At 37.5% G+C, this 22,162-nt stretch carries 18 protein-coding genes; 1 reads left to right on the forward strand and 17 read right to left on the reverse strand.

The window, feature by feature from the left end; translation table 11 throughout:
- Positions 1 to 217: 217 nt before the first annotated feature.
- On the forward strand, positions 218 to 997 hold the full coding sequence (locus GXK58_RS04905; protein WP_160720416.1) for an alpha/beta fold hydrolase: 780 nt from the start codon (positions 218 to 220) through the stop codon (positions 995 to 997).
- A 71-nt stretch (positions 998 to 1,068) separates the two neighbouring features.
- Here GXK58_RS04905 and GXK58_RS04910 read toward each other — a convergent pair whose 3' ends face one another.
- The 17 genes from GXK58_RS04910 to GXK58_RS04990 all read right to left on the reverse strand — a co-directional run bounded on the left by GXK58_RS04910 (position 1,069) and on the right by GXK58_RS04990 (position 22,153).
- A complete protein-coding gene (locus tag GXK58_RS04910) occupies positions 1,069 to 2,133 on the reverse strand; it encodes an alpha/beta fold hydrolase (RefSeq protein WP_237389567.1) in 1,065 nt (354 codons plus the stop codon).
- Between the two features lie 21 nt (positions 2,134 to 2,154).
- Complete coding sequence (locus tag GXK58_RS04915) at positions 2,155 to 2,721, reverse strand: polyhydroxyalkanoate biosynthesis repressor PhaR (protein ID WP_160720418.1); 567 nt, start codon at positions 2,719 to 2,721, stop codon at positions 2,155 to 2,157.
- A 32-nt stretch (positions 2,722 to 2,753) separates the two neighbouring features.
- Positions 2,754 to 3,344 carry a hypothetical protein gene (locus GXK58_RS04920; RefSeq protein WP_160720419.1) on the reverse strand — a complete coding sequence of 197 codons (591 nt, stop codon included), beginning with the start codon at positions 3,342 to 3,344 and terminating at the stop codon, positions 2,754 to 2,756.
- Positions 3,337 to 3,807, reverse strand: a complete 471-nt coding sequence (locus GXK58_RS04925; protein ID WP_160720420.1) for a hypothetical protein — start codon at positions 3,805 to 3,807, stop codon at positions 3,337 to 3,339. Before GXK58_RS04925 ends, GXK58_RS04920 begins: the two co-directional genes overlap by 8 nt.
- Before the next feature lie 90 nt (positions 3,808 to 3,897).
- Positions 3,898 to 5,523 carry a long-chain-fatty-acid--CoA ligase gene (locus tag GXK58_RS04930; RefSeq protein WP_160720422.1) on the reverse strand — a complete coding sequence of 542 codons (1,626 nt, stop codon included), beginning with the start codon at positions 5,521 to 5,523 and terminating at the stop codon, positions 3,898 to 3,900.
- A 556-nt stretch (positions 5,524 to 6,079) separates the two neighbouring features.
- Positions 6,080 to 7,762, reverse strand: coding sequence for a 2-polyprenylphenol 6-hydroxylase (ubiB, locus tag GXK58_RS04935; RefSeq protein ID WP_160720423.1), 1,683 nt, complete (start codon positions 7,760 to 7,762; stop codon positions 6,080 to 6,082).
- Positions 7,763 to 8,030: 268 nt separating this feature from the next.
- Complete coding sequence (locus GXK58_RS04940; protein WP_160720425.1) at positions 8,031 to 8,951, reverse strand: aldo/keto reductase; 921 nt, start codon at positions 8,949 to 8,951, stop codon at positions 8,031 to 8,033.
- Positions 8,952 to 9,047: 96 nt separating this feature from the next.
- On the reverse strand, positions 9,048 to 10,007 hold the full coding sequence (locus tag GXK58_RS04945; protein ID WP_160720426.1) for an AraC family transcriptional regulator: 960 nt from the start codon (positions 10,005 to 10,007) through the stop codon (positions 9,048 to 9,050).
- Between the two features lie 145 nt (positions 10,008 to 10,152).
- On the reverse strand, positions 10,153 to 11,454 hold the full coding sequence (locus GXK58_RS04950; protein ID WP_160720428.1) for an MFS transporter: 1,302 nt from the start codon (positions 11,452 to 11,454) through the stop codon (positions 10,153 to 10,155).
- 74 nt (positions 11,455 to 11,528) lie between these two features.
- Positions 11,529 to 11,843 carry an L-rhamnose mutarotase gene (gene rhaM, locus GXK58_RS04955; RefSeq protein ID WP_160720430.1) on the reverse strand — a complete coding sequence of 105 codons (315 nt, stop codon included), beginning with the start codon at positions 11,841 to 11,843 and terminating at the stop codon, positions 11,529 to 11,531.
- A gap of 171 nt (positions 11,844 to 12,014) precedes the next feature.
- Positions 12,015 to 13,664, reverse strand: coding sequence for a response regulator transcription factor (locus tag GXK58_RS04960; RefSeq protein WP_160720432.1), 1,650 nt, complete (start codon positions 13,662 to 13,664; stop codon positions 12,015 to 12,017).
- Complete coding sequence (locus GXK58_RS04965) at positions 13,651 to 15,501, reverse strand: cache domain-containing sensor histidine kinase (protein WP_160720434.1); 1,851 nt, start codon at positions 15,499 to 15,501, stop codon at positions 13,651 to 13,653. The genes GXK58_RS04960 and GXK58_RS04965 overlap by 14 nt, the downstream gene beginning before the upstream one ends.
- A complete protein-coding gene (locus GXK58_RS04970) occupies positions 15,491 to 16,468 on the reverse strand; it encodes an autoinducer 2 ABC transporter substrate-binding protein (RefSeq protein WP_237389568.1) in 978 nt (325 codons plus the stop codon). Before GXK58_RS04970 ends, GXK58_RS04965 begins: the two co-directional genes overlap by 11 nt.
- Positions 16,469 to 16,642: 174 nt before the next feature.
- Positions 16,643 to 17,794 carry an iron-containing alcohol dehydrogenase gene (locus GXK58_RS04975; RefSeq protein ID WP_202171302.1) on the reverse strand — a complete coding sequence of 384 codons (1,152 nt, stop codon included), beginning with the start codon at positions 17,792 to 17,794 and terminating at the stop codon, positions 16,643 to 16,645.
- Positions 17,795 to 17,870: 76 nt separating this feature from the next.
- On the reverse strand, positions 17,871 to 18,698 hold the full coding sequence (gene rhaD, locus GXK58_RS04980; RefSeq protein WP_160720875.1) for a rhamnulose-1-phosphate aldolase: 828 nt from the start codon (positions 18,696 to 18,698) through the stop codon (positions 17,871 to 17,873).
- Between the two features lie 303 nt (positions 18,699 to 19,001).
- Complete coding sequence (locus GXK58_RS04985; protein ID WP_160720436.1) at positions 19,002 to 21,338, reverse strand: glycoside hydrolase family 3 C-terminal domain-containing protein; 2,337 nt, start codon at positions 21,336 to 21,338, stop codon at positions 19,002 to 19,004.
- A 41-nt stretch (positions 21,339 to 21,379) separates the two neighbouring features.
- Entirely contained in the window at positions 21,380 to 22,153 is a 774-nt protein-coding gene (locus GXK58_RS04990) for a YczE/YyaS/YitT family protein (protein WP_237389569.1), read from the reverse strand.
- Positions 22,154 to 22,162 lie beyond the last annotated feature (9 nt).

Below are 22,162 nucleotides of genomic sequence, written 5' to 3' on the forward strand. Positions count from 1 at the left end.
GAATTTTTTTCTTCTTAATAATCCATTTTAACTGATATCCTCCATTCTTAAAACAAATTTCACTTCCAAGACTGAGTTTCCTACATACATGTAAATTACACATATTGGTAATAAATGAACCTTACACTTTATATAATTAATTACCAGAATTTTATATAAGTTTACACCTTACAAATCTTGGAAACATATGTTTATAAAAACACTAGGAGGAATTAAATTGGGAGATTCTTTTATTGGCTGCGAAAGCATCCCATATTTGCGATTTGGTGAGGGTGAACCATTGGTTTTTATTCATGGCTTGGGAGAAGTAAAAGAGGGCTGGTCAAACCAGTTTGAATTTGCTGATCAGTACGAGTTAATCATACCTGATTTACGCGGCCACGGTGAATATCAAAATCCTGGAGAGATTTCAATTAAACATTTTGCCGAGGATATTATCAGTCTGTTAAAAGGTCTAAAGATTGAAAGCGCGCACATCTGCGGCTTATCAATGGGAGGTATGGTTGCCCAAGAAATTTACCGTCAAGCCCCTCAAATGTGCCGTTCATTAATGCTTGTTAGTACGTATCATTATGCACCAGAAACACTTGGAAAACTCTTTTTAAAATTTCGCCAATCAAATGTTGAAAATCAATCACCCGATGTTTTAAGAGAAACAGTGGCAAAAATATGCCTTTATTCTTGGAAAAGGGATAATTTTGAAAAATTTTATGAGTTTTACCGGCCAAATCGTGAGTACTATTTTAAATCGCTCGAAGCATGCTTAAAAGTGAATAATTTAAGTTTGCTGCCAAAAATCAAGGTTCCTACCCTAATTATTGGCGGACAATATGATTCCGTCATTCCTGCTTGGGTACAGCTCCTCATGCATAAACAAATTCCTCATTCTGAGTTTGTTATTTTCAGAAACACAGGCCATATTGCAAAACTCGAAGCAAAGGAGAGTTTTAATAACGTACTTCGAAGCTTTTTAAACAAGCATAAAAAAGCAAGTTGAAGGAGGAGTGCATCCTCCTCCTCTTGACTATACATATTATATATTTACTTGTACCTAGTATTATGACGATTTTAAAGTGGATTTGAACGACTAGAAGCCCATTGATGAACAATCTTTGCTAACAGGCCTGTTAATGCTAAGCTGACATGGCCGGCTTCAACCGTAATATAGGTCTTGTCCTTACTAGAGACTAAATCCATAATCGGTTTACTTTGATCTTCGAGAATCAAATTGTCCCTTGATCCCGAAACAACAAATAAATTGGACTTAATATTTTTTAAGTCAACCTCTTTATTTCCGACTACTATTCCACCTTTTACAAGCTTGTTCTCTATAAAGAAATCATTAGCCAATTGACGATACGCTTCACCTGCAAATGGAACCTGATCTTGTGTCCATTTATTCATCCTGCGCCATTTATCAACATACTTTGAATCATGGGCTCTATGTAATAGCGTGGTATAATTTGTAAAATAGATAGGTGTTCCAATTGCCCTGAACATTCCTTCCACCATTTTTGGAGGGATATTTCCATACGTGTCAATAAAACGATCGAAATTAATATCCCCTTCTCTAAATCCTTCCGCCCACTTATCTGGTCCCATAAATGGCTCAAAATCAATCGGAACGGTGGCAACAATTAGATTTTTGATGGGCTCATCGGCAATGGAAGCATATATGGAAGCAATCGTACCTCCTAAGCAATAACCAATCAATGTGATTTCCTCCGCACCTGAATGGCGGAGGGCCCGTTTCACTGCGGTCCTTAAATATTTGTCAATATAGGTGTCAATTCCTATTTTCTTGTCTTCATAGCCAGGTGTTCCCCAGTCTAACAAATAGACCTCATAGCCCATATTGGTAAGCCCTTCAATGACACTAGCCTTCGGAGCAATATCTAAAATATATGGTTTATTAAATAATGAATAGACAAAAAACAAGGGAATTTCATATCTCTTCTGTTTTGCAGGATAATGCCATAAAACCGATTTATTTTTCCGCCAAACTTCAGTTTTTGGGGTTTGACCAATTTTAGGCTCAGGTTCGTTTAAGATCTTAACTATATTTTCCCAGCGCTGCATTTCGTTATCATAATCAAAAGTGGGAATGGACCCTGTAAAAGCTGAATCTGCCAATGTAATATTCTACCCTTCTAATTAGTCTCCTGAAGATTTGCCTGCCAGCACTGGTTCTTCGACTTTATCCATTTTAATTAACTCTTTAATCGTCTCAAACTCCTGCTTGAAGTTATTCAATTTTAATAGTTCAAATTTTAATTCCTGCAGCTCAGCACGGAGACTCTTTGTTTCTGCTAGTTCTTTTTTCGTTTTAACCAATTCATTTTTTAATTGTTTCGTTAGTTTAATGATTTCTTTGGATACATCGACAACAGTTTCAATCTCTTGATTCTGTGACTTCACAGCATCCTGCAGGCCCCAAATTTGCTCCTTTAAGGCCTCCATTTTCTCTTCAGTTTGCAGAGTTAAGTTAGCCACATTGGCCACATCATTTTTCGTAGGTAAGTTAAGAACACTTGCCAAGGCTTCCCGGTTCTGTTTAAACGACTCGAGATAACGTGAATGCAGATCCGTCCCTCTATTTGTCAAACTATTAAATTCTTTATTATTGGTTAGAAGATAGATAAAATCATTGATTTGCTTTTCCCACAATAAACTTATTTTATGAAGGGATTCATATGGATCGAATGTGTTATTGTCTGACATCTGCCTTCACCTCTAGTGTTTTTGTTTATCTATTACTTTTGCAAATATTTTTGAAAAGGTAATATGGCTGATTTAATTTGTTTCGTAAAGACATCAACGAATAATTTTTGGTTTTCATATAGGACATTTGTTGTTTTCTTCACACTCTCAAGATATTTTGCTCGTCCCTTTTCCCTCATGCCGACATATTGTTCAACAGTCTCTACTAACTTATCAAGAGCTTGAATTTGGCCAGTTGTGATTTTCTGTACTGGAGTAATTAGTATTTGTGCTGTTTTATTCTGGATATCTTCCAGGACTTGATTAACTTCCTCGTAGGATTTAACAGGGAAAAACGACTGCAGCGATGTTGTTGTCATAAGAAGCTCTTCCCGTGTGGATTGTTCCCATTCCTTTAACTCCACTCCAAATTGAGCGGCAACTGTAATTAAATTTTCTTGATTTTGTTTTGCCTTCTCTACATAGTTTCTTACAGCCTCTAAGAAACGCTCATCTTGTTTATTAAAACGTTCAGCCCATGCATCTAATTCATCAAAACCCAGTTTCCATATAAGATCGAGACTTGAAAGGTCCCTCTCTAACTCCTCTGTTTCTTGATTTTCTAACACTTTTTCTTCAGCCATTATCCATTTCCTCCTTATTAAATTCCATTTTGAATGATTGCTTTAATTCTTCAAGATCGTCTTCCAGAGTTTTAATCGTTTGGCAGCGTTGTTCTTGAACCTCGCTCTTTAAATAGATGGACCATTCTTCCAACATTCCCCGAACCATTCTAAGCCTTCTTTGATTCGTTTTTTGCATATTGATCATCTGGTAAATAGATTCATCCAAGGAATCGATTTCTTCCTCAACCTCTACTAGTCTATTAGAAAGAACAGCTAATTCATCTTTAGTAGCAAGGTCCATGCGATTTAACCAGCTTGTTGTTAATCGCTTATATTTCCTTACTTCTCTAAGATGCGAATCCATGGTCTTTCCAACTGCGGCAGTAAAGGTCCGGGAATTGGTACTGGCATGAATTCTTTTATTTATTTCTGCTTCAAGTTGTTTATAAAAAAGGATGGTGTCTTGTTGTTTAGAATTCATGGTTACCCTCTTACGTTACAGCCGATTAATCGGTTTTTATCTTCCAACTTATATTAATTCTTTTCATATGCATTAAATCCCTTCTTTCTATTAAACTTTTACTCTTTCTTGTTCCCGCAGGACCCTTCTAAGTAGTTTACCTACGGATGATTTTGGTAATTCTGAAAGGATTTCTACTACTTTAGGTGCCTTATAGGGAGCAAGATGGTCCCTGCCAAACTGTTTAATTTCATCTTCGGTAACAGAATAGCCCGCCTTCACCTTTACAAAGGCCTTAACCGTTTCACCCCGGTAGGTGTCCGGTATCCCAATGACAACCGCTTCTTCAATGGCTTCGTGTTGATAAAGTACATCCTCAATCTCACTTGGATACACATTGAATCCGCCTGCAATAATCATGTCCTTTTTACGGTCAACAATATAAAAATAACCCTCTTCATCCATCTTTGCGATGTCGCCTGTAAACAGCCAGCCATCTTTAATGGTTTCCATGGTTTCCTCTGGATGGTTCCAATATCCTTTCATGACTTGAGGGCCCTTGATGACTAGTTCACCCTCTACTCCAACAGGAGCGTCAATGTATTTACCATCGCTAGGGATGACTATTCTTGCTATGGTGCTTTGTACAGGAATTCCAACACTTCCAAACTTCCTAGGGACGAACGGGGGACTGAATATAGCCGTTGGTGCTGATTCTGAAAGCCCATATCCGTCCAGCAATTTAGCGCCTGTTCTTTTTTCGAATAATTTCGCTGTTTCTACAGGAAGAGGTGCCCCGCCGCAGCTTATATAATACAACTGATCAAATCCAGAATCTTCGAGCCCTGGCTGGCTGTTTAAAGCAAAATACATGGTTGGAACCCCAGACATTTGAAAAGGTTTTTCACGTTTAACGGTTTCCATGACTTCCTTAGGATCAAAGCGCGGAAGGATAATCTGATTGGCCCCTTCCCTGATACCACAAAGTGCTGTACTTGATAATCCATAAACATGGAACATAGGAAGAACGGTAATCATTTTGAAATCCTCAGGTTTTTTAACTGTTTTATAGGCAAAATCACAAGTTTGATTGAAATTAGCTAATAGATTAAGATGTGTCAGCATGACCCCTTTTGATGGTCCTGTCGTCCCACCCGTGTATTGAAGCAATGCTACATCATTTTCACGGTCAATATGTACATCAGGGATGTGTATGTTCTCATGGAGGAATTCTTCAAAGTATTGGTCTCCTTCTGCCAGAGGCACTTTCTCGCCTCCTAGGCTGACCACGATTACTTTTTGTAAGGATGTTGTTGGTTGGACTTTTTTAACTTTGTTGTATAGAGCATCTAGAACGACAATAAATTGTGAACCTGAATCGGTTAATACATGTTCAATTTCTCTTTCTACATACATAGGATTTACCTGAACAGCTATACCGCCAATCTTAAAAATCCCAAATAAGCTAAAAATATAATGCGGGGAATTGGGAAGCATGATAGCAAAGCGATCACCTTTTTTGAAGCCATTTTTATAAAGACCTGCTGCAAATCGATCTGTAACGGCTTTTGTATCATTAAAACTCCAAACTCTTTGATAAAAGGTGAGAGCAGGTTTAGCATTATATTGATTAACTGCTCCTTGTAAAAAGTCATAAAGGGAATGGTGTTCAATGTACACATGCTCATCAATTTTTGGATCATAGAATTTTAACCACGGCTTTTGTTGATAAACCATAAAAAAGATACCTCCTAAGAATGATCAAAACTTAGTAAATATTCTTTTTAATAACGCCGCATTTCTAAGAAGCAATCTACCTTATTAATAGAATATCAATATAATTACAATTATTGTAGGGAAATTCCGTTTTGTAAACCCTTCCTTACCGACATTATTCTGCATTTTTCTAAGTTCTCCAGTTTACTTTTTTGGCCTTTCCCAACACACCCTTTAAATATCGGTACTTTTATAAGCCTCTTCATTTATTCGAATACAGGCACACGAAGAAATTTGTCGAAATATTTCTTTTTGGATGCGTTTTCAAAAGTAACAGTTTACACGAGTTTCAATTATTTTTACCAATAATCCCCACATTTTTACATCCTAAAAATATTCTCCTATAAGATTTTTTACATTAATGTTCCTAGCAACTTCGAAATTTAGCTGGCTGAAATTCAGTAAACACTCTTTCAAATAAAAATGCCCGATAAAGTACAATCGGGCATTCTGTAAAAACAGTCTTATATTGTTAGGCTTGGGCAGTAATCGGGGATGGATTGGCAGATAACCAAATTCAAAATCTCCCCGACCTAAAAATTGATAATAATAGTAAAACAGACATCGTTGTACCTAAACCGAAACCAATTTCAATGAGAGGTACTTTTGAGAGAAGGACTGAGGTTTGTCCCGTCATTGCTGCCCCAATAATTAGTCCACCCATGATGATACTAAAAGAGAGTAATAGAATACTAAACGAAAACCGATTACTGATCCGATTCAATTTTTTTAGAAATTCGTCCAGCTCAGGACTCGATAGTTCAATTCTCATTTTTCCCTTTTTCATAACAGAGGTAAAATCTTTAACAGTTCTTGGCAGTTCATTCACAATGGTACTGTACTCAAAAAACTGGTTCCAGACCTTCTCCGCAACATTTTTTGGATTAAGGCGGTCCTTAACCATTTGTCTGCCAAATGGTTCCGCCACTTTAATAATACTTAAGTCCGGGTCAAGTTTTTCAACAATCCCTTCAATCGTAAGTAAGGTTTTCCCCAATATGGTTAGATCAGTAGGAATTTGAACTCGATGCCGGTAGGCTACTGAAAAAAGTTCATTTACCGCCTGACCTGCTTTCATCTCACTAAACGGAATACTGATATACTTTTCTCTAAGTTGATCCACATCTGCCCTCAGTTTGTCCTGATTAACATCTTCCGGAACTAATCCCATATTTGTTATGGTTTTTACTACTTCGTCTGTATTTTGATTCATCAAAGCGATCATAAAAGAGGCCACATGTGTCTTCATTTGCGTTGTCAGACGGCCAACAATTCCAAAATCCAAAAAGGCAATCACCTCTCCGGGTAATGCTAGAATATTTCCTGGGTGAGGGTCGCCATGAAAAAAACCATCTACTAAAATCTGTTCGAATACAGAATGAACCACTCTTTCAGCAAGGATTTTTTTATCATAACCTGCCTGCTCCAATTTAGCTGTTTCATTTAACTTAATGCCTTCCATATAATCCATGGTCAAGACTTTGGGGGTGGTATAATCCCAGTGTATCTTAGGAATCATTACTTTTGGGTTTTGCTCAAATTGCCGGGCAATCCTTTCGGTATTTCTTCCTTCATTCTCGTAATCCAGTTCCAGCCTGATAGATGCGGCAAGTTCTGAGACAATGTCGCGGATTTGGTATCTAACCGCCCAATCTAGGCGTGATTCAGCTAACCTTGCCAAATCTTGCAAGATTTCCAAATCCGTTTCAATCATCGGCTGAATGTTAGGACGCTGCACCTTGACGGCTACGCGTTCCCCTGTTGAAAGTACGGCATCGTGCACCTGTCCTATGGAGGCCGCTGCTAAGGGAAACTCACTGAATTCCACAAATAAGTCTTCTATTGGCTGATCAAATTCCAATTCAATTATTTGTTTTACTTCTTGATACGGAAAGAGCGGTACCTGATCTTGGAGCTTTTCAAGCTCTTGGATGATTTCATTTGGAATGACATCCGGTCTGGTACTGACAATTTGACCAATTTTAATAAAAGTGGGGCCTAATTCTTCCAAAAATAATCTGAGACGCTCACCCGTGGTTTTATTGCGAATTGTCTTATTTCCTTCCGTAAATACCTTTTTAGGGACGGACAAAAGATCTAACAGCCCTAATTCATTCATAACAAATCCAAACCCGTATCTGGTAAAAGCATAAACGATATCCCGGTAGCGTTGGAAATGGCGAATCCTCTTTTTGAGCATGTACTACACCTCTATGCCAATTTTAAAACTTTTTGTTATTTCAACGGTCTCACTTTTTTATCCCATAATCAAGCGATTTTGGTAATATTCGCAAAACATTCATTTTCTCCTTTTACAACACTTGAAACATGAATCTAAATTTATGTTTTTATTAACAAACCACATCATGTCATTTTTGTACATTGTAATACCAAAAACAGCTCTAACTAAAAATTCGGTTTCAAAGAAAATAAGAAACGGGCTGAAATGATCCAGCCCGTTTTCGTTCTTATGGGATGATATTGCCTGCTGCTTTATAAATTTGATACCATTCTTCTCTAGTCAATCTAATATCAGAACCAAGACATGCGTCTTTTAGACGTTCAACTTTAGTCGTACCAAGCACTACTTGAATGTTTGCCGGATGCCGTGTAATCCATGCCGTGGCAATAGCTGTATTGGTCACACCATATTTTTCAGCGATACCGTCAACGACCTCGTTTAACTTTGGATAATGTTCCAAATCCCCTAAGAAGGAACCCCCAAAGAAACCATGCTGGTATGGGGACCAGGCTTGGATCGTAATATCGTTTAAGCGGCAGTATTCCAGCACACTCATATCGCGATTAATCGCTTGGTCAGTCTTCATGTTAAGCGTAATCCCTGCGTCGATCATAGGCGTATGCGCAATACTAAACTGAAGCTGGTTTACCACTAACTTATGCGGTGTGTATTTTTGCAGAAGTTCGATTTGCGCAGGATTATGGTTAGAAACACCAAAATATCTAACTTTTCCACTTTTGTGAAGTTCATCAAATGCCTCTGCTACCTCAGCAGGTTCCATTAATGGGTCAGGACGATGAAGAAGTAAGATATCCATATACTCCGTGTTTAATCTCTTTAAAATTCCATCCACTGACTCCAGTATATGCTCCTTGGAAAAATCAAAGTAACCGTTGCGAATGCCGCATTTACTTTGTAAAATCATCTTTTCACGTACAGCAGGGGTCATTTGAATGGCCTCTGAAAAAAGCTCCTCTGATCTGCCCTTACCGTAAATATCGGCATGGTCAAAAAAATTAATTCCCTCTTCCATCGCCGAACGTATGAGGTTCTCTGCTTCAGCTGTTGAAAGCTGCGGCAAGCGCATATTTCCCATAATGATATTGGATACTTGAAGATCCGTATTTGCAATGCTTATGTATTTCAATTGTTATTCCTCCCTTCTCATTTCCTTTTTATTATACCTTACATAAAAAGCGGGAACCAAATGATTCACGCTTTCATGACATCCTAACATTATCTTTTATGGCCTGTTCCTAAACTCTTTTGGTGTCTGGCCGTATTTCCCCTTAAAAATACGATAGAAATAGCTGATATTATCATAGCCAACTTCTTCAACAACCGATGAAATGGGCATGTCTGTACTCTCTAACAATTCTTTTGCTTTTACTAGCCTTCTTTCTTGAAGTAATTCCTTAAAAGTGTGTGAGGTTGCTTTCTTAATGGTTTTACTAAGCCCGTAATGTGATTGGTTTAGTTTATCAGCCAACTCATAGAGGGAAGCATTCTTGTAATGTTCTTCAATATATTGAAGGGACTCGACAACCAAATAGTGGTTCATGGATGCGTCTTCTTTTCTTTCAACTAGGTCTGTATACTTAATTAATTCAATCATCAAAAGACCCATATATAGTTTAATAGTAGATTCAGAAAAAGTAGACGGATGCATGATTTCATAAATGATTCTCCCAATCAGATCCTGGATGGACTCCACCTCAGCCACTTTAAAATAGAGGAATTGCCCATTTTGCGTGTTATTATATAGGCCGCTGATTAAGAAGTCACTAACGATATTCCCGGAATTTAAGAATGAAAAAATAAAATCAAAAAAGGCAGGCCGGATGATGAAGTTTATAACAATATCTTCCGTTGCACATGCTTTTATTTCATGTTCAATATGCTGGTTTAGCAGAAGCAGTTCCCCTTTTTTTAACCTAATAGGCCTGCCGCCTGCTGTTTGCTTCAATTCCCCATTATAGACATAATTAATCTCAATATAGTCATGCTTATGCAAGGGGAAGTCAACAAAGCGAGTATGCTTGCGAACCATAATCATCTTGTCTTTACTCAAGAATTTTTCACTTTCTATAATAAAGTTTGTCTTACTCGTATAAAGTTCTTTACTTACATTTTTTCGCTGATCGAGAATCAGTTTTTCTTCATCCGTTACCTGTAGAAGTTCATCTAAAAGGCCCTGGTTCAATGTGATTCACCTTTTCCAAAAACAGTTTTTCTTTTATAAGCCAAATCATATCATATTTTGGAGTATGACCTGAAAAATAACCAATAAGAACAGTAAAAAAACCTGGATCAACGAAAAGTTGATCCAGGTTTTTTAAAGAATTCAATTATACAGCTTTGCCCTTGATTGCTTTAGGTTTGCCAAAGCGCTCTTCTTCAATTTGTTTCAATGTTTTACCATTCGTATTTGGAGCAAGAAGAATACCGATGACACAATGAATGGCTAAGAATACTAGCATCACAATTCCAGCTGTTTTAAATCCTAATTTATCCATAACAGTTGGTAAAATGAATGACCAGACCGCAATGCCAAGTCTTACTAAGAAGTACATGATTCCTTGTGCACCTGCACGATATTTTGTAGGGAATAGCTCACTTGCCCACAAACCGTAGAATGCCTGGGCACCAAAGCCGGCAGCACTGCCCCAAAGAATAACAAAGGCAAACAGTGAGAACCAGTTCATTCCTGTGAATGTTAAAATTAACCATGCTGCAATTCCCATTACAGCTCCAATTCCAAACAGGGAACGTCTGCTAAATTTGTCTCCTAGTTTCATGAATACAAAATAAGTCGTTGCAACAGTTAAGCTCCAGAGAAGAACTTGAAGTAAATTCGCTTGAGTACCTGTTAATCCCCCAACGTTTTGATAGATATATGGCATGAAATAACCCATTGCACCTGCAGTTAAATTCCAGAACAAATAAATTCCGATTAAAAGAAATAATGCTTCACGGTTCGGTTTTAGACTTATCAATGCTTTTAATACACCTTTATTTTCCTTATTGCCTTCTTTCGCTTCTTGAGCCTTTCCTTCTTTCCAGATTGCTGATTCAGATAATCCTTGGCGGATGTACCATGTAATAAAGGCGATGATCAATAAGTGGATAAAAATGATACGGCTTCCTAATAATCCTAGTGGTGCAAGTAAGACTGCGAGTAAAAAAGTAATCGCTGGACCTGTGGACCATGCTAACTGTGCAGTCCCAACATGTGCAGCCCTTTTTTCAGCTGGAGCTTCTTCCGCAATGTATGTCCATGAAGCTGGAACCCCGGCACCTACTGCAATCCCTGTAATGATTGTTCCAATTAACAGCATTGGGAAGTTGACTGAAACCGCAATCAATAATACACCAATCATATAAGCTAACAAGTCATAGGTGTAAATAAATTTACGACCATATTTGTCACATAAATAACCACCGAACAACGCTCCAATTGCAGCACCAAATGCATTTGCGCTTAGAGCACTTAATAGTCCCACAGCAATATTATCTAAATGCAGATATGCTTGCCACATGGTTAAACTACTTGCTGCAGCAATGATGGATCCCGCCTCAATGTAATTGGCCATTGCAACAGAGATGGTGGCTTTCCAGCCAGTTGTTTTTTTAGCACCAATCTTAGCCATTGTACTACCTCCTAATAATTTGTTTTCATTTAAAGTCAGCAAACGGTTTCATTTTTGAAACTAATCCAAAACCACTATTCTAAATAGAAGACTTCCTCTAAATCTATTGAGACCGGGCTGTTATCAGCATTCGTGTCCATCAATGGCTCCATATACGCCCACCATTTTTTACAGATCTCTGTTTGTGACATATGCGCCCATTTCTCTTCATCTTCAATTTCCAAATAGGCAAATAGCCTGCCAGTTTCTTTATCTAGGAAAATAGAATAATTATGGGCCCCATGAGTCTTTAATTCTGCTGCCATCTCCGGCCAAATTTCATCGTGGCGGCGTTTGTATTCATCATAGCTGTCACGATTCACAAACATGATACTTGCTTTTCTAATCATATTTATTTTCCTTTCTAGATTGGAATTTATCTTATAGTTAAACTATACCTTTCTAAAACGCTTTCTTATAGGAGACAAAATTCAGTTAGGGGGGAGATTATTCAGGAATTTGAAAGTGTTTTCAATCAAAAAAGAGTCAAGGAACATCTCGTCCTTGACTCTTTCAATCACCTATTTATCTATTGCTAATTTAAAGTAATGTTCCCGGAATTGTGAAGGTGTCTTCCCTAGCCATTGTTTAAATAAACGGCTAAAATATTTCGTATCTTGATAACCAACAGCCAAGGCAATATCGTAGATTTTTAAATCTGTTTTCTCTAATAATTCCTTCGCTTTCTCAAGTCTGGCACTCGTTACATAATCTAAAATAGTTTCCCCTGTTTGATTCTTAAAATAGTCACAAAAATAGTTGGGATTCATATAGACTTGCTGAGCAATTTTCTTTATAGAAATGTTGTCCCCCAGATTATTTTTTATCCACTCTTTGGCAACCTGAATAGGATTGTGCTGCTCTTTTTTCAGCCCGGCCATATTATCCATTACATCGAGAATCCACAACTTCACTTGATCCTTCAGCTGAACAAAGTTTGGGGCATTTTTTGTACTATTCAAAGCATCTGTTAGTAAATCCGGATTCTCATTATATCCTTCGTTTTCAATCCAATAACCCACAATACCAATTATTAAATAATGAACCACTTCATTTATCATTACAGGTGACGGTAAAGTTTCCACCTCACGGAAAAAAACTTGTAACGCCTTAAGTAAATCATCTTTTTCCCCTTGCATAAACGAGGTAATCACTTGTTCTGTACTCCTTTGAATAGCAGATGAAATCCCCTTTGATTTCTGAGCTTTCAGTTGTTCAATCATCTCTACCTCAAAGACTCGATTTCCTCCTTGGATGATTCGAAACTGAAGCAGGGTAAGCAAATCGTTTTTCATTATGCTAAACAGGGATAAATCTTTAAATTCATTTCCTATCGCAACTGACGCAGTAAAAGGGGTTATTTTTTGAATGGTACCTCTTAATTCTTCGGCGAATAGTCGAGATAGCTCTAAAAAATCATCCATTTCACCTTCTTCTTCCAAATGCAGGAGGAGCCAATAACTAAACGTACTGCCCCTCCACCACCAACTATGAATCTGGTGAATTCTCATGTTAGCTTCAACTGTTTCTGCTAAAATTGTCTCAATTGCTTGAGACCATCTATTCCATTCTTCAGGTGAAAATTCTTTAGTTTGTGAAAAAAACTGGTCAATACTGATATGAATTAATTGATAACGGCCATTTGGAAACTGACGGGTCCAATCGAAAAATGCAATATCCTTATCTTCCTTCCAAGTCATTTCACCTAAAAGTTGAACCTGTTTCGTATACTCCAATTGCGCTGCTTTTTCTTGCATGATGACCCATTCTTGTTTTTCTTCTTGAACCTTCTGGATCTTTCGCTTCACTTCATACATTTGGATTTGAAACTGCTCTTTATCAATCGGCTTCAAGATATAATTAACAGCACCATCTCGGAGGGCGGTCTGCAAATATTCAAAATCATCGTATCCGCTTATAAAAATGGTCAGGAAGGACAGGTGGCTTTTCAGTTTTTTATTTAATGTTAATCCATCCATCTCCGGCATTCTTATATCTGATATAAGAAGATCGAAAGAAATGGATTGGTTAATGACCGCTTCATATACTTCCAATCCGTCAGAAAAGATTCCGGCGATATCCCATTCTTCCCCTAACGAACGAACCATACGTTCAATCCCTCGGCGAATTCTTCCTTCATCATCGACAATAACTGTTCTAATTTGCTTCATTTCTTACACCCTCCTCTTGAATACCGGAGTAATTCATTACTTCACTCCTTCTAATCGCTGGAGTTTGAATTGTAACTTCCGTTCCTTCTTCTAGGGAACTATGAACTTGTAATTCATAATGATCTCCAAACATCATCATTACTCTGGCGTGAACATTTAAAATACCAAAACCGGACTCTCTTTTTCCCATTGGATCTGATTTCAGCTTACTATTTAACTCAGCCAGCTTCTCTTCATTTATTCCTGGGCCATTGTCCCGAACAGTAAATAAAATATCTTGGTTTCCGTATTTATTAAGAATCTGTTTTACATTGATCTCTATATTTAATCCTTTCCGTTTCTCTAATCCATATTTAATGGAATTCTCAACGAGAGGCTGAAGGATAAATTTAGGTGTAAAATAAGAGCCTGAGTCAAGTTCCGTGTTCACACTGTAAGTAAGCCTTTCTTCAAACCTGTATTTTTGGATTTTTAAATAATCCTGAATATGGTCGACTTCTTGTGAAATAGGCACCAGTCTTTCCTTGTTGCTAAGTGAATAACGAAGCATTCTTCCAAGCAGGGTGACCATTTCAACAACCGTTTCAGACTCTCCATCTTCAACGGCCATATTAATTGTTTGCAGTGTATTGTACATAAAATGAGGATTAATTTGCGATTGCAGTGCATATAGTTCGGCATTCTTTTGTCGTATTTCAATTGAATAATTTTTCCGGATCAAATCTCTAATTTCTGTAAGCATGGAATCGAAACTTTGGGCTAGGACACCCACCTCATCATTTGAATAAATGGGGATGGAAACATGAAGATTCCCCTGCTTGACCTCTTGCATGATATGCCCCAGCTTTTTTATCGGTTTAGTCACTGACCAGGCAAGAAAAACTGAAATGAGACTCGTGATGATAACAAGCGTAAAAAAAGCTAAAACGATTACATTTCTGACCATGTCGGTCCCCATTGTTAAATGTTTTAAAGGAATACTATGGACTAAAATCCATTTATGTTTTGCTGATTTATTTACGCTTATGAGTGTTTTCTTATGAGCTGTTTCTATCTGAAAACTGCCGTAATTCAAAGGGTAGTCATTTATTTCACTGAAAACACTACCAATTTTAGATGGATCCGTATGAAAAATGACCTGCCCATTTTCATCCATCACCCACATAGTGGCATTTTTTTCTTCTTCTAAGTCGGCTAGAACATTTTTAATAAAAGATAACTTAACCGCTAAGAAAAGCGTTCCAAGCGATTTCCTATTATCAAAATCTGTTACCTGTTTCATTATTAAGAGATAGGGAGGATTACCTTCAAACTTCAAACTTGCTTGTTTCGGAAGTATAAGTTCAATTTTCTCCCCTAGATCATGTTCTTCACCATAGGGTAAGGATTGATTTCCTAAGTTAAATCCCTGATACGGAATACGCGTACTGACAAACGATCGATTTTTAGATAAAAGAAACGCTCCTAAGATTTCTGAGCTGTTTCCAAGATAGGTATTAGTAAGAAAACTTTCTACCACAAATTGATCCCGATGTAACTCTGATTGATTCTTATAACTGCTGTCTCTTAACACAGACATAACATCACTAGAGCTATAAATTAATTCCGGGAGCCTTTCTAATTCACCCAGATTATTTTCTAGGTTATTATTGGCTTGCTTTAATAGTTTTGGTATATATTCGCCTACTTTTTCTTCAATGGATTTCGTATATTCATAGTAAGCTAAAACTCCTAAAAGACCCATTGGAATAACTGTTAACAAAATATACGTGATGATAAGTTTCGTTGACAACCGGGAGTTTTTTAATTTTATTTTTTCAAGATGCTTAGAAATCATATTGGTCAATATTCTCCCTTGTAAAATCAATCGGCAGTCCCATTATCACGGTATCACCTTTAATTTTGATATTACCAACTTTTCCGATATGCTGCCCATCCTTAAGCTTATCGCCATTCAATAATTCCTTCGCTAAACTTACTGTTAAATAACCAAGTTTTTTAGGGCTCCATAAAGTAATCATTTGTGCTGATTCATCTTTTAGATAATTCCGCATTAGATTAGGGGTGGATAGTCCTGTTACGGCAACCATACCGGCCTTCCCTGCATCTTTCACTGCCTGTGCCGCAGCAGGTGGTCCGACAGATGAACTGCCTAATATTCCTTTCAAATCCGGATAAGTTTTCAGTAGTTTTTCAGCACCAGCATATGATTTTTGGGGATTGTCTTCCGTCTCCACTACTTCTACTAATTTCATATCCGGATATATTTCTTCTTGCTGTTCGATGATATAGTTCATCCATTCTGACAAATTAGCCGCCACATGTGAACCGGTCAATATGGCATACTCACCTGTTTCCCCCATCTGGGAAGCCAGATTATCCATCAAATGCCGGCCAAGGTTTTCCGGGTCCACCATATTGATAAATAATTCTCTAAATTTAGCGTCTGTATCCGAATCCCATGTAATTACTCTAATCCCTTTTTCTTTTGCCTTTTGCAGCACCGTACCTAATCTTTCCGGATCATTAGCCGATACTGCAATTAGATCCACATCTTGCCGAATAAAATCTTCAATTATATTCTTTTGCTGTTTCCAATCTGCAATCGGCGGACCTTCATATAGGACCTTTAAATTTAGGTCCTCCCCCGCCTCGAGGGCTCCCTCTTTCACTGCATTAAAATAAGGAATCCCACTCACCTTAGGAACTATCGCAATGGTATAATCTTCTATACTTTTATTCTGTGTATTGTGCTCCTTCTTTTGTTCATCGTTATATATAATTTGATATTTTTCAGAACGCAATTCGCAACCGCTTACAAAACAAACAATCAGAAAGCATAAAAAAAATTTAAAGAAACGTTTTATGTTAAACACCTCACAAGAGAAAGCTTATAAATATAAAGAGGAGGTCAGCTTATAGCCTTGACCTCCTTCATATTATAACATATCTTGATATAGTTTTTATTGCTTTAGAGTTTATAAAATTTCTTTAAACATCTCAATCACTTCTTCTTTAGTAGGCTGGAATGGGTTTCCTGGTGCACAAGCATCCTTTAGGGAGTTATCAGCTAGTTTATTTAAATCTACTTCTTCTACACCTAATTCTGCTAACTTACTAGGAATTCCAACCTCTTTTGATAGGGCTTTAATTGCTTTAATCACTTCTTCTGCACATTGCTCATCTGTTTTTCCTGCAATATCCAGACCAGCAGCCTTAGCAATCGCACGGAATTTTCTTGGATCACGTTTGGCGTTTTCTCTTTCCACAATTGGAAGAAGCATTGCATTACAAACACCATGCGGCAGGTCATACACACCGCCAAGCTGGTGTGCCATTGCATGCACGAAACCAAGTCCGGCATTATTAAAGGCAATCCCGCCTAGGAACATCACATAAGTCATTTGTTCACGTGCTTCAATATCATGACCGTTCTTAACCGCACGAGGTAAATAATTAAAGATGATTTCAACAGCGGCAAGGGCTGTCGCGTCAGTTACAGCATAAGCACCTGGAGTAACAATCGCTTCAATCGCGTGTGTGAGAGCATCCATACCTGTCGCTGCAGTTAATGCCGCCGGCTTATCCAGCATTAACTCAGGATCATTTACAGAAATAGTAACTAAACTATTTTTATCTACCATAACCATTTTCACTTCACGTTCTTTATCGGTGATTACATAGTTGATGGTAAATTCACTTGATGTACCTGCAGTGGTGTTGACGGCAATGATCGGAATGGATCTATTTTTCGTTTTATGAACGCCCTCATAATCACGGATGTCACCGCCATTTGTTACGTAAAGACCGATCGCCTTTGCTGTATCTTGCGGGGAACCGCCCCCAACGGATACTAAACAATCACATTCATTTGTTTTAAACACATCTACACCGGTATAGACGTTTTCAATGGTTGGGTTTGGCTTTACTTCATCATATACAATATATTCAAGATTAATTGACTCTAATTCTGCTAGAACTTTACCAGCCACTCCGCTTTGATTTAAAAATTTATCGGTAACAACCATTGCCTTTTTAAAACCAAGATCTTTTACAAGCGGCGCTAACTCCTTTAGACAGCCTCTACCCATTAAATTTGTACTTGGCACATAATAAACACTCACTGTTATTCCTCCTTTTTATGTTCACTACTTCACAAATTTATTTTTAAAATTAAGAGACATTGTCCCCTAATCGTAAATCCATTTATAAATTTAAGATTCCTGGTCTAGGTACCACATGGAATGCGTCAGCAAGGTCTTGAAGCTGTTGGTCCGTAATGGTTTGTTTTTTCCCGCCTTGAGCACATACAAAGGTATAAACCTGAGCTGCTTTTTCAACTGTTTCAATTAGTCCAAAGGTTTCATCCATGGTTGTTCCAGCTCCGAAGATACCATGGTGCGGCCACACAACAAGGCGTGTATGTTCCATTTTTTTTGCAGTTGCCTCGCCAATTTCATTCGTTCCTGGAATAATCCAAGGAATGACACCAACACCATCAGGGAATACAACAATACATTCAGTACACATTTCCCAAAGAGTTTTGGTAAAGTCTTCTTCCTTCAAGCTATGTGAAAATGTCATCGCAATCAAATTAGTTGCGTGGCAGTGCATGATCACACGGTGGTTCTTGTCTGCCTCTAACCGTTTGATATGATTCATTAGATGTGTTGGAAGTTCACTAGTTGCCACTCCGCCATCTTCAAGGCCCCAAAGGATCTCGTAGCTTTTTCCATCTTCTGCAATACGGATAACTCCCAGGTTTGATGATGGATCTTCTTTTACATTTTTGAAGTATTTTCCAGATCCAGTAACGGCAAAGTATCTGCCTGCAAGTCCAGATGCATCAAAATTCATCGGCACTGTTCTAACCACATTATCAACATCCAGATAAGGTAAAACCTCATATTCATTTAGTAAATAACTAATATTTCCGCCATTACGTTCATCCCAGCCTAATCGATACAGGTTAGAAGTTGCTTCCATCATTTCTTGGATAAATGGTGCTCTATATATTAAATTTCTCACGTTCATACTCATATTCAATCTCTCCCTTTAAATATTGAATTTATGTTTGATTTCTTTAATTTTCTTCTTTATGTGTTTATAATAACCCCACAACAAACTTAAATCAACATAAACGAAGAAATTATTTCTGTTTATTTTTGTTTTATTAACATTATCGTCACATATTTTATTTGTTTAATTCTGATTAACCAAAAAAACAGACCTTTTAGGTCTGTTTTTTTGGTTTTATATTTGACTTAAAAGGCCATAATAATTTGCTATACGCCATTCTTCATTCCAATCGAAATAAGCCGTTTCCAATAGCTGTTCTCAATGGTTCACAAATAATTTATGGCGAGCATCGTCTTTGATTTCCACACATCGTTTTAATTCGTCATTTAATTTCTGAATTAATTCTGAAAGCATTTCTTCGGTAAAAGCACCCTCACAAAAATTTATAAGTCCCCTTAATGGCATATATCTCATGGAGGCCTTCAACATCCTGGCCATGTCGCCATCACCTTCTGCACTAGCTGCTAAAGGGTTGTATTTATTTGCCTCAGTAAGTAATTCCGTTGCCAATGGTGCAAGAATTGGATCGGAAAGCAAATCGCCCATAAGTGTATTTCGATGAATCTCTTTTTGTAGAGTAATGGTTGAATGAACATGAATTGTTTCTTTAAGAATAATCTCTTTTGACGATTTTCCAATTAATATTTCAAACTCACCAGTTTCCACATGAAAATCTTTTATGTCAACGTTATAATACGCAAAAGCTCTTTTATCTAATGTAAAGGTAACTGTTTTTTCTTCACCTGGCTGCAATTCTATTTTTTCAAGGCCTTTTAATTCTTTATTTGGTCTTATCACACTGCTTGCTACATCTCTGACATAAAGCTGGACAATTTCTTTCCCGACAAAATTACCAACATTTTTTATAGTTACATTTACTGTGACCGTGTCCGTATCGTTTATTTCCTTTTTACTGATATACAAATCCCTATATTCGAATTCTGTATAGCTTAATCCATAACCAAATGGAAATAGCGGCTCGATACCTTTCGTATCATAGTAACGGTAGCCTACAAAAATACCTTCTCTATATTCTACTCTGTCTCCTTCTCCCGGGAAGTTAAGAAATGATGGATTATGAGCTAATTTTTTAGGGAAGGTCTCCGCCAATTTCCCGCTTGGGCTCACCTCACCAAATAATAAATCGGCAATTGCGCCACCTAATGCCTGACCGCCGAGGTATCCTTCAAATAAGCCTTTTACCTGATCAACCCAGGGCATTTCAACAGGAGCCCCATTGCTTAAAATAACCACTACGTTATTTTGAACCTCTGCCACAGCTTCAATCAATCGGATATGATTTTCAGGCAAGCGTAAATGCTCCCTATCATATGCTTCAGATTCATAACGATCAGGCAAGCCAACAAAAAGGACGGCCGTTTCAGCTTGCAAAGCAGCTACTTGGGCTTCATTTATTAAGGATTCATCAATTACATCATTATCAAGATGATAACCCTGGGCATATAATATGTTTACATTTTGGCCAGCGGTCTTTTCAATTTCTTCAAGAATGCTTTCAAGTTTCGTTGGATTAACATGGGAGCTTCCGCCACCTTGATATCTTGGTTTTTTCAGGAATTCTCCAATCACCGCAATGGTGCCTTGTTTTTTCATTGGGAGAACCCTATCAACATTCTTCAAAAGGACGATGCTCTCCCTTGCCACTTCTCTCGCAAGTTGATGGTGTGTTTCTTGATCATATACAGCATTTTCGTTTCTTTTATCAACAGCCATAAAAATAATTCTCAATAGCCGTTCTACAGCCAGATTAAGCTTTTCCTCAGATAACTTTCCGCTTAAAACTGCGTTTACAATCTTCGATTCACCGATTCCTCCACTTGAAGGCATTTCAAGCTCTAAGCCTGCTTCCAAGCCATCAGTAAGTTCACTTACAGCACCCCAGTCAGATATAACAAAGCCTTCAAATCCCCATTCATTCTTTAATATATCTGTTAATAATTTCTTATTTTCTGACGCATACTCTCCATTTATCCTGTTATAAGCACTCATAACAGTCCATGGCTGAGCATGTTTGACCGTTTCTTCAAAACTAGCTAGATATATTTCTCTTAGTGTTCTCTCATCGACAATGGCATCAACAGACTTTCTTCTATGTTCTTGGTTATTGACGGCAAAATGTTTAAGGGAGGTTCCTACCCCTTCACTTTGGACCCCCCTTATATGGCTTGATGCCATCTCTGATGAAAGAAATGGATCCTCAGAAAAATATTCAAAGTTTCTTCCGCATAACGGGGAACGTTTAATATTTGCTCCTGGTCCAAGAAGTACTGCTACATTTTCTGCTTGTGCCTCCTTTCCCAGTGCCACCCCTACTTTATGAATTAATTCACGATTCCAGCTGCTTGCCAAACCAACAGCAGAAGGAAAACAGGTTGCCGGAACACTTTTATTTAAACCAAGATGATCAGCATCCCTTAATTGTTTACGAAGTCCATGCGGGCCATCAGACACCATAATGGAAGGAATTCCTAATCTTTCAATTCCTTTTGTATGCCAAAAATCTAATCCAGAGCATAAACTAGCTTTTTCTTCTAAAGTCATTTTTGCAATTAACTCTTTTATATTTTTACTCATTAAATCACCCTCATAAAAAGTAATATTTGATCATATAACCCTTACCCCTGTTTACCTGTTTCCGATTCTGTTTCCGTTACCGTATGAATCACAATTAAACGATTATAATAGTCTATTAAAAATCCTATTCCAAACACAAACAGAATAGTGCCTAATCCCAAACCAGATAGATGATGATGAAGAATAAAAATAACAATGCTTAATGATAAAGGAATAGACATACATATGATTGTTCCAACAGTATAATTTTTCAATAGCCTTCCAAAAGCCTGGAGTAAATAATCAAAAGGTAAATACAGAGATCCCAATTGAAAATACATGCATACAGCTGCTGCAATTAGATTTATACCGACTATCAAATATAAACAACGAACCCAAAAGTTTTCCGGTATATAAACCATGTGCTGTATATGTTCAAAAAAGTCAATAAATAGCCCGAACACGAAAGTCAGAGCCATACTTCTTAAGGCAGTCATTAATGTAATCTTAATTTTCATTATATAACTCAATAAAAACGAACAAAAATTCAAAAAAATTATGCAAATGCCAAGAGAAATTGGGAGTATTGACGCAAGGTTTTGCGCAGCAGCTGTCCAAGGGGCACTGCCAAGGTTAGCTGTTATCATGAAACTATTTCCTAATGCATTTAAAAAAATTGAACCAACAAACCATAATAAGTTTCCATTAACAATTCCGATCTGCTTTCTAATAATCTTATACTTTTTCAAATTATTACTTTTAATGGCAGCAAACAAGTTAATATCTCCTCTTCTCCTAAAAAAGAAGGATGGACGGTTCTGTAATGATGAAATCACAGTCCCATC

The organism is Bacillus sp. USDA818B3_A, assembly GCF_009928415.1.
GTDB lineage: Bacteria > Bacillota > Bacilli > Bacillales > Cytobacillaceae > Neobacillus.

Coding starts and splice junctions, on each gene's coding strand:
- GXK58_RS04920 (WP_160720419.1), bottom strand. CDS start 3,344: ATGGCTGAAGAAAAAGTGTTAGAAAATCAAGAAACAGAGGAGTTAGAG.
- ubiB (WP_160720423.1), bottom strand. CDS start 7,762: ATGCTCAAAAAGAGGATTCGCCATTTCCAACGCTACCGGGATATCGTT.
- rhaD (WP_160720875.1), bottom strand. CDS start 18,698: ATGAACGTGAGAAATTTAATATATAGAGCACCATTTATCCAAGAAATG.
- rhaM (WP_160720430.1), bottom strand. CDS start 11,843: ATGATTAGAAAAGCAAGTATCATGTTTGTGAATCGTGACAGCTATGAT.
- GXK58_RS04960 (WP_160720432.1), bottom strand. CDS start 13,664: ATGAAGCAAATTAGAACAGTTATTGTCGATGATGAAGGAAGAATTCGC.
- GXK58_RS04915 (WP_160720418.1), bottom strand. CDS start 2,721: ATGTCAGACAATAACACATTCGATCCATATGAATCCCTTCATAAAATA.
- GXK58_RS04985 (WP_160720436.1), bottom strand. CDS start 21,338: ATGAGTAAAAATATAAAAGAGTTAATTGCAAAAATGACTTTAGAAGAA.
- GXK58_RS04930 (WP_160720422.1), bottom strand. CDS start 5,523: ATGGTTTATCAACAAAAGCCGTGGTTAAAATTCTATGATCCAAAAATT.
- GXK58_RS04950 (WP_160720428.1), bottom strand. CDS start 11,454: ATGGCTAAGATTGGTGCTAAAAAAACAACTGGCTGGAAAGCCACCATC.
- GXK58_RS04925 (WP_160720420.1), bottom strand. CDS start 3,807: ATGAATTCTAAACAACAAGACACCATCCTTTTTTATAAACAACTTGAA.
- GXK58_RS04965 (WP_160720434.1), bottom strand. CDS start 15,501: ATGATTTCTAAGCATCTTGAAAAAATAAAATTAAAAAACTCCCGGTTG.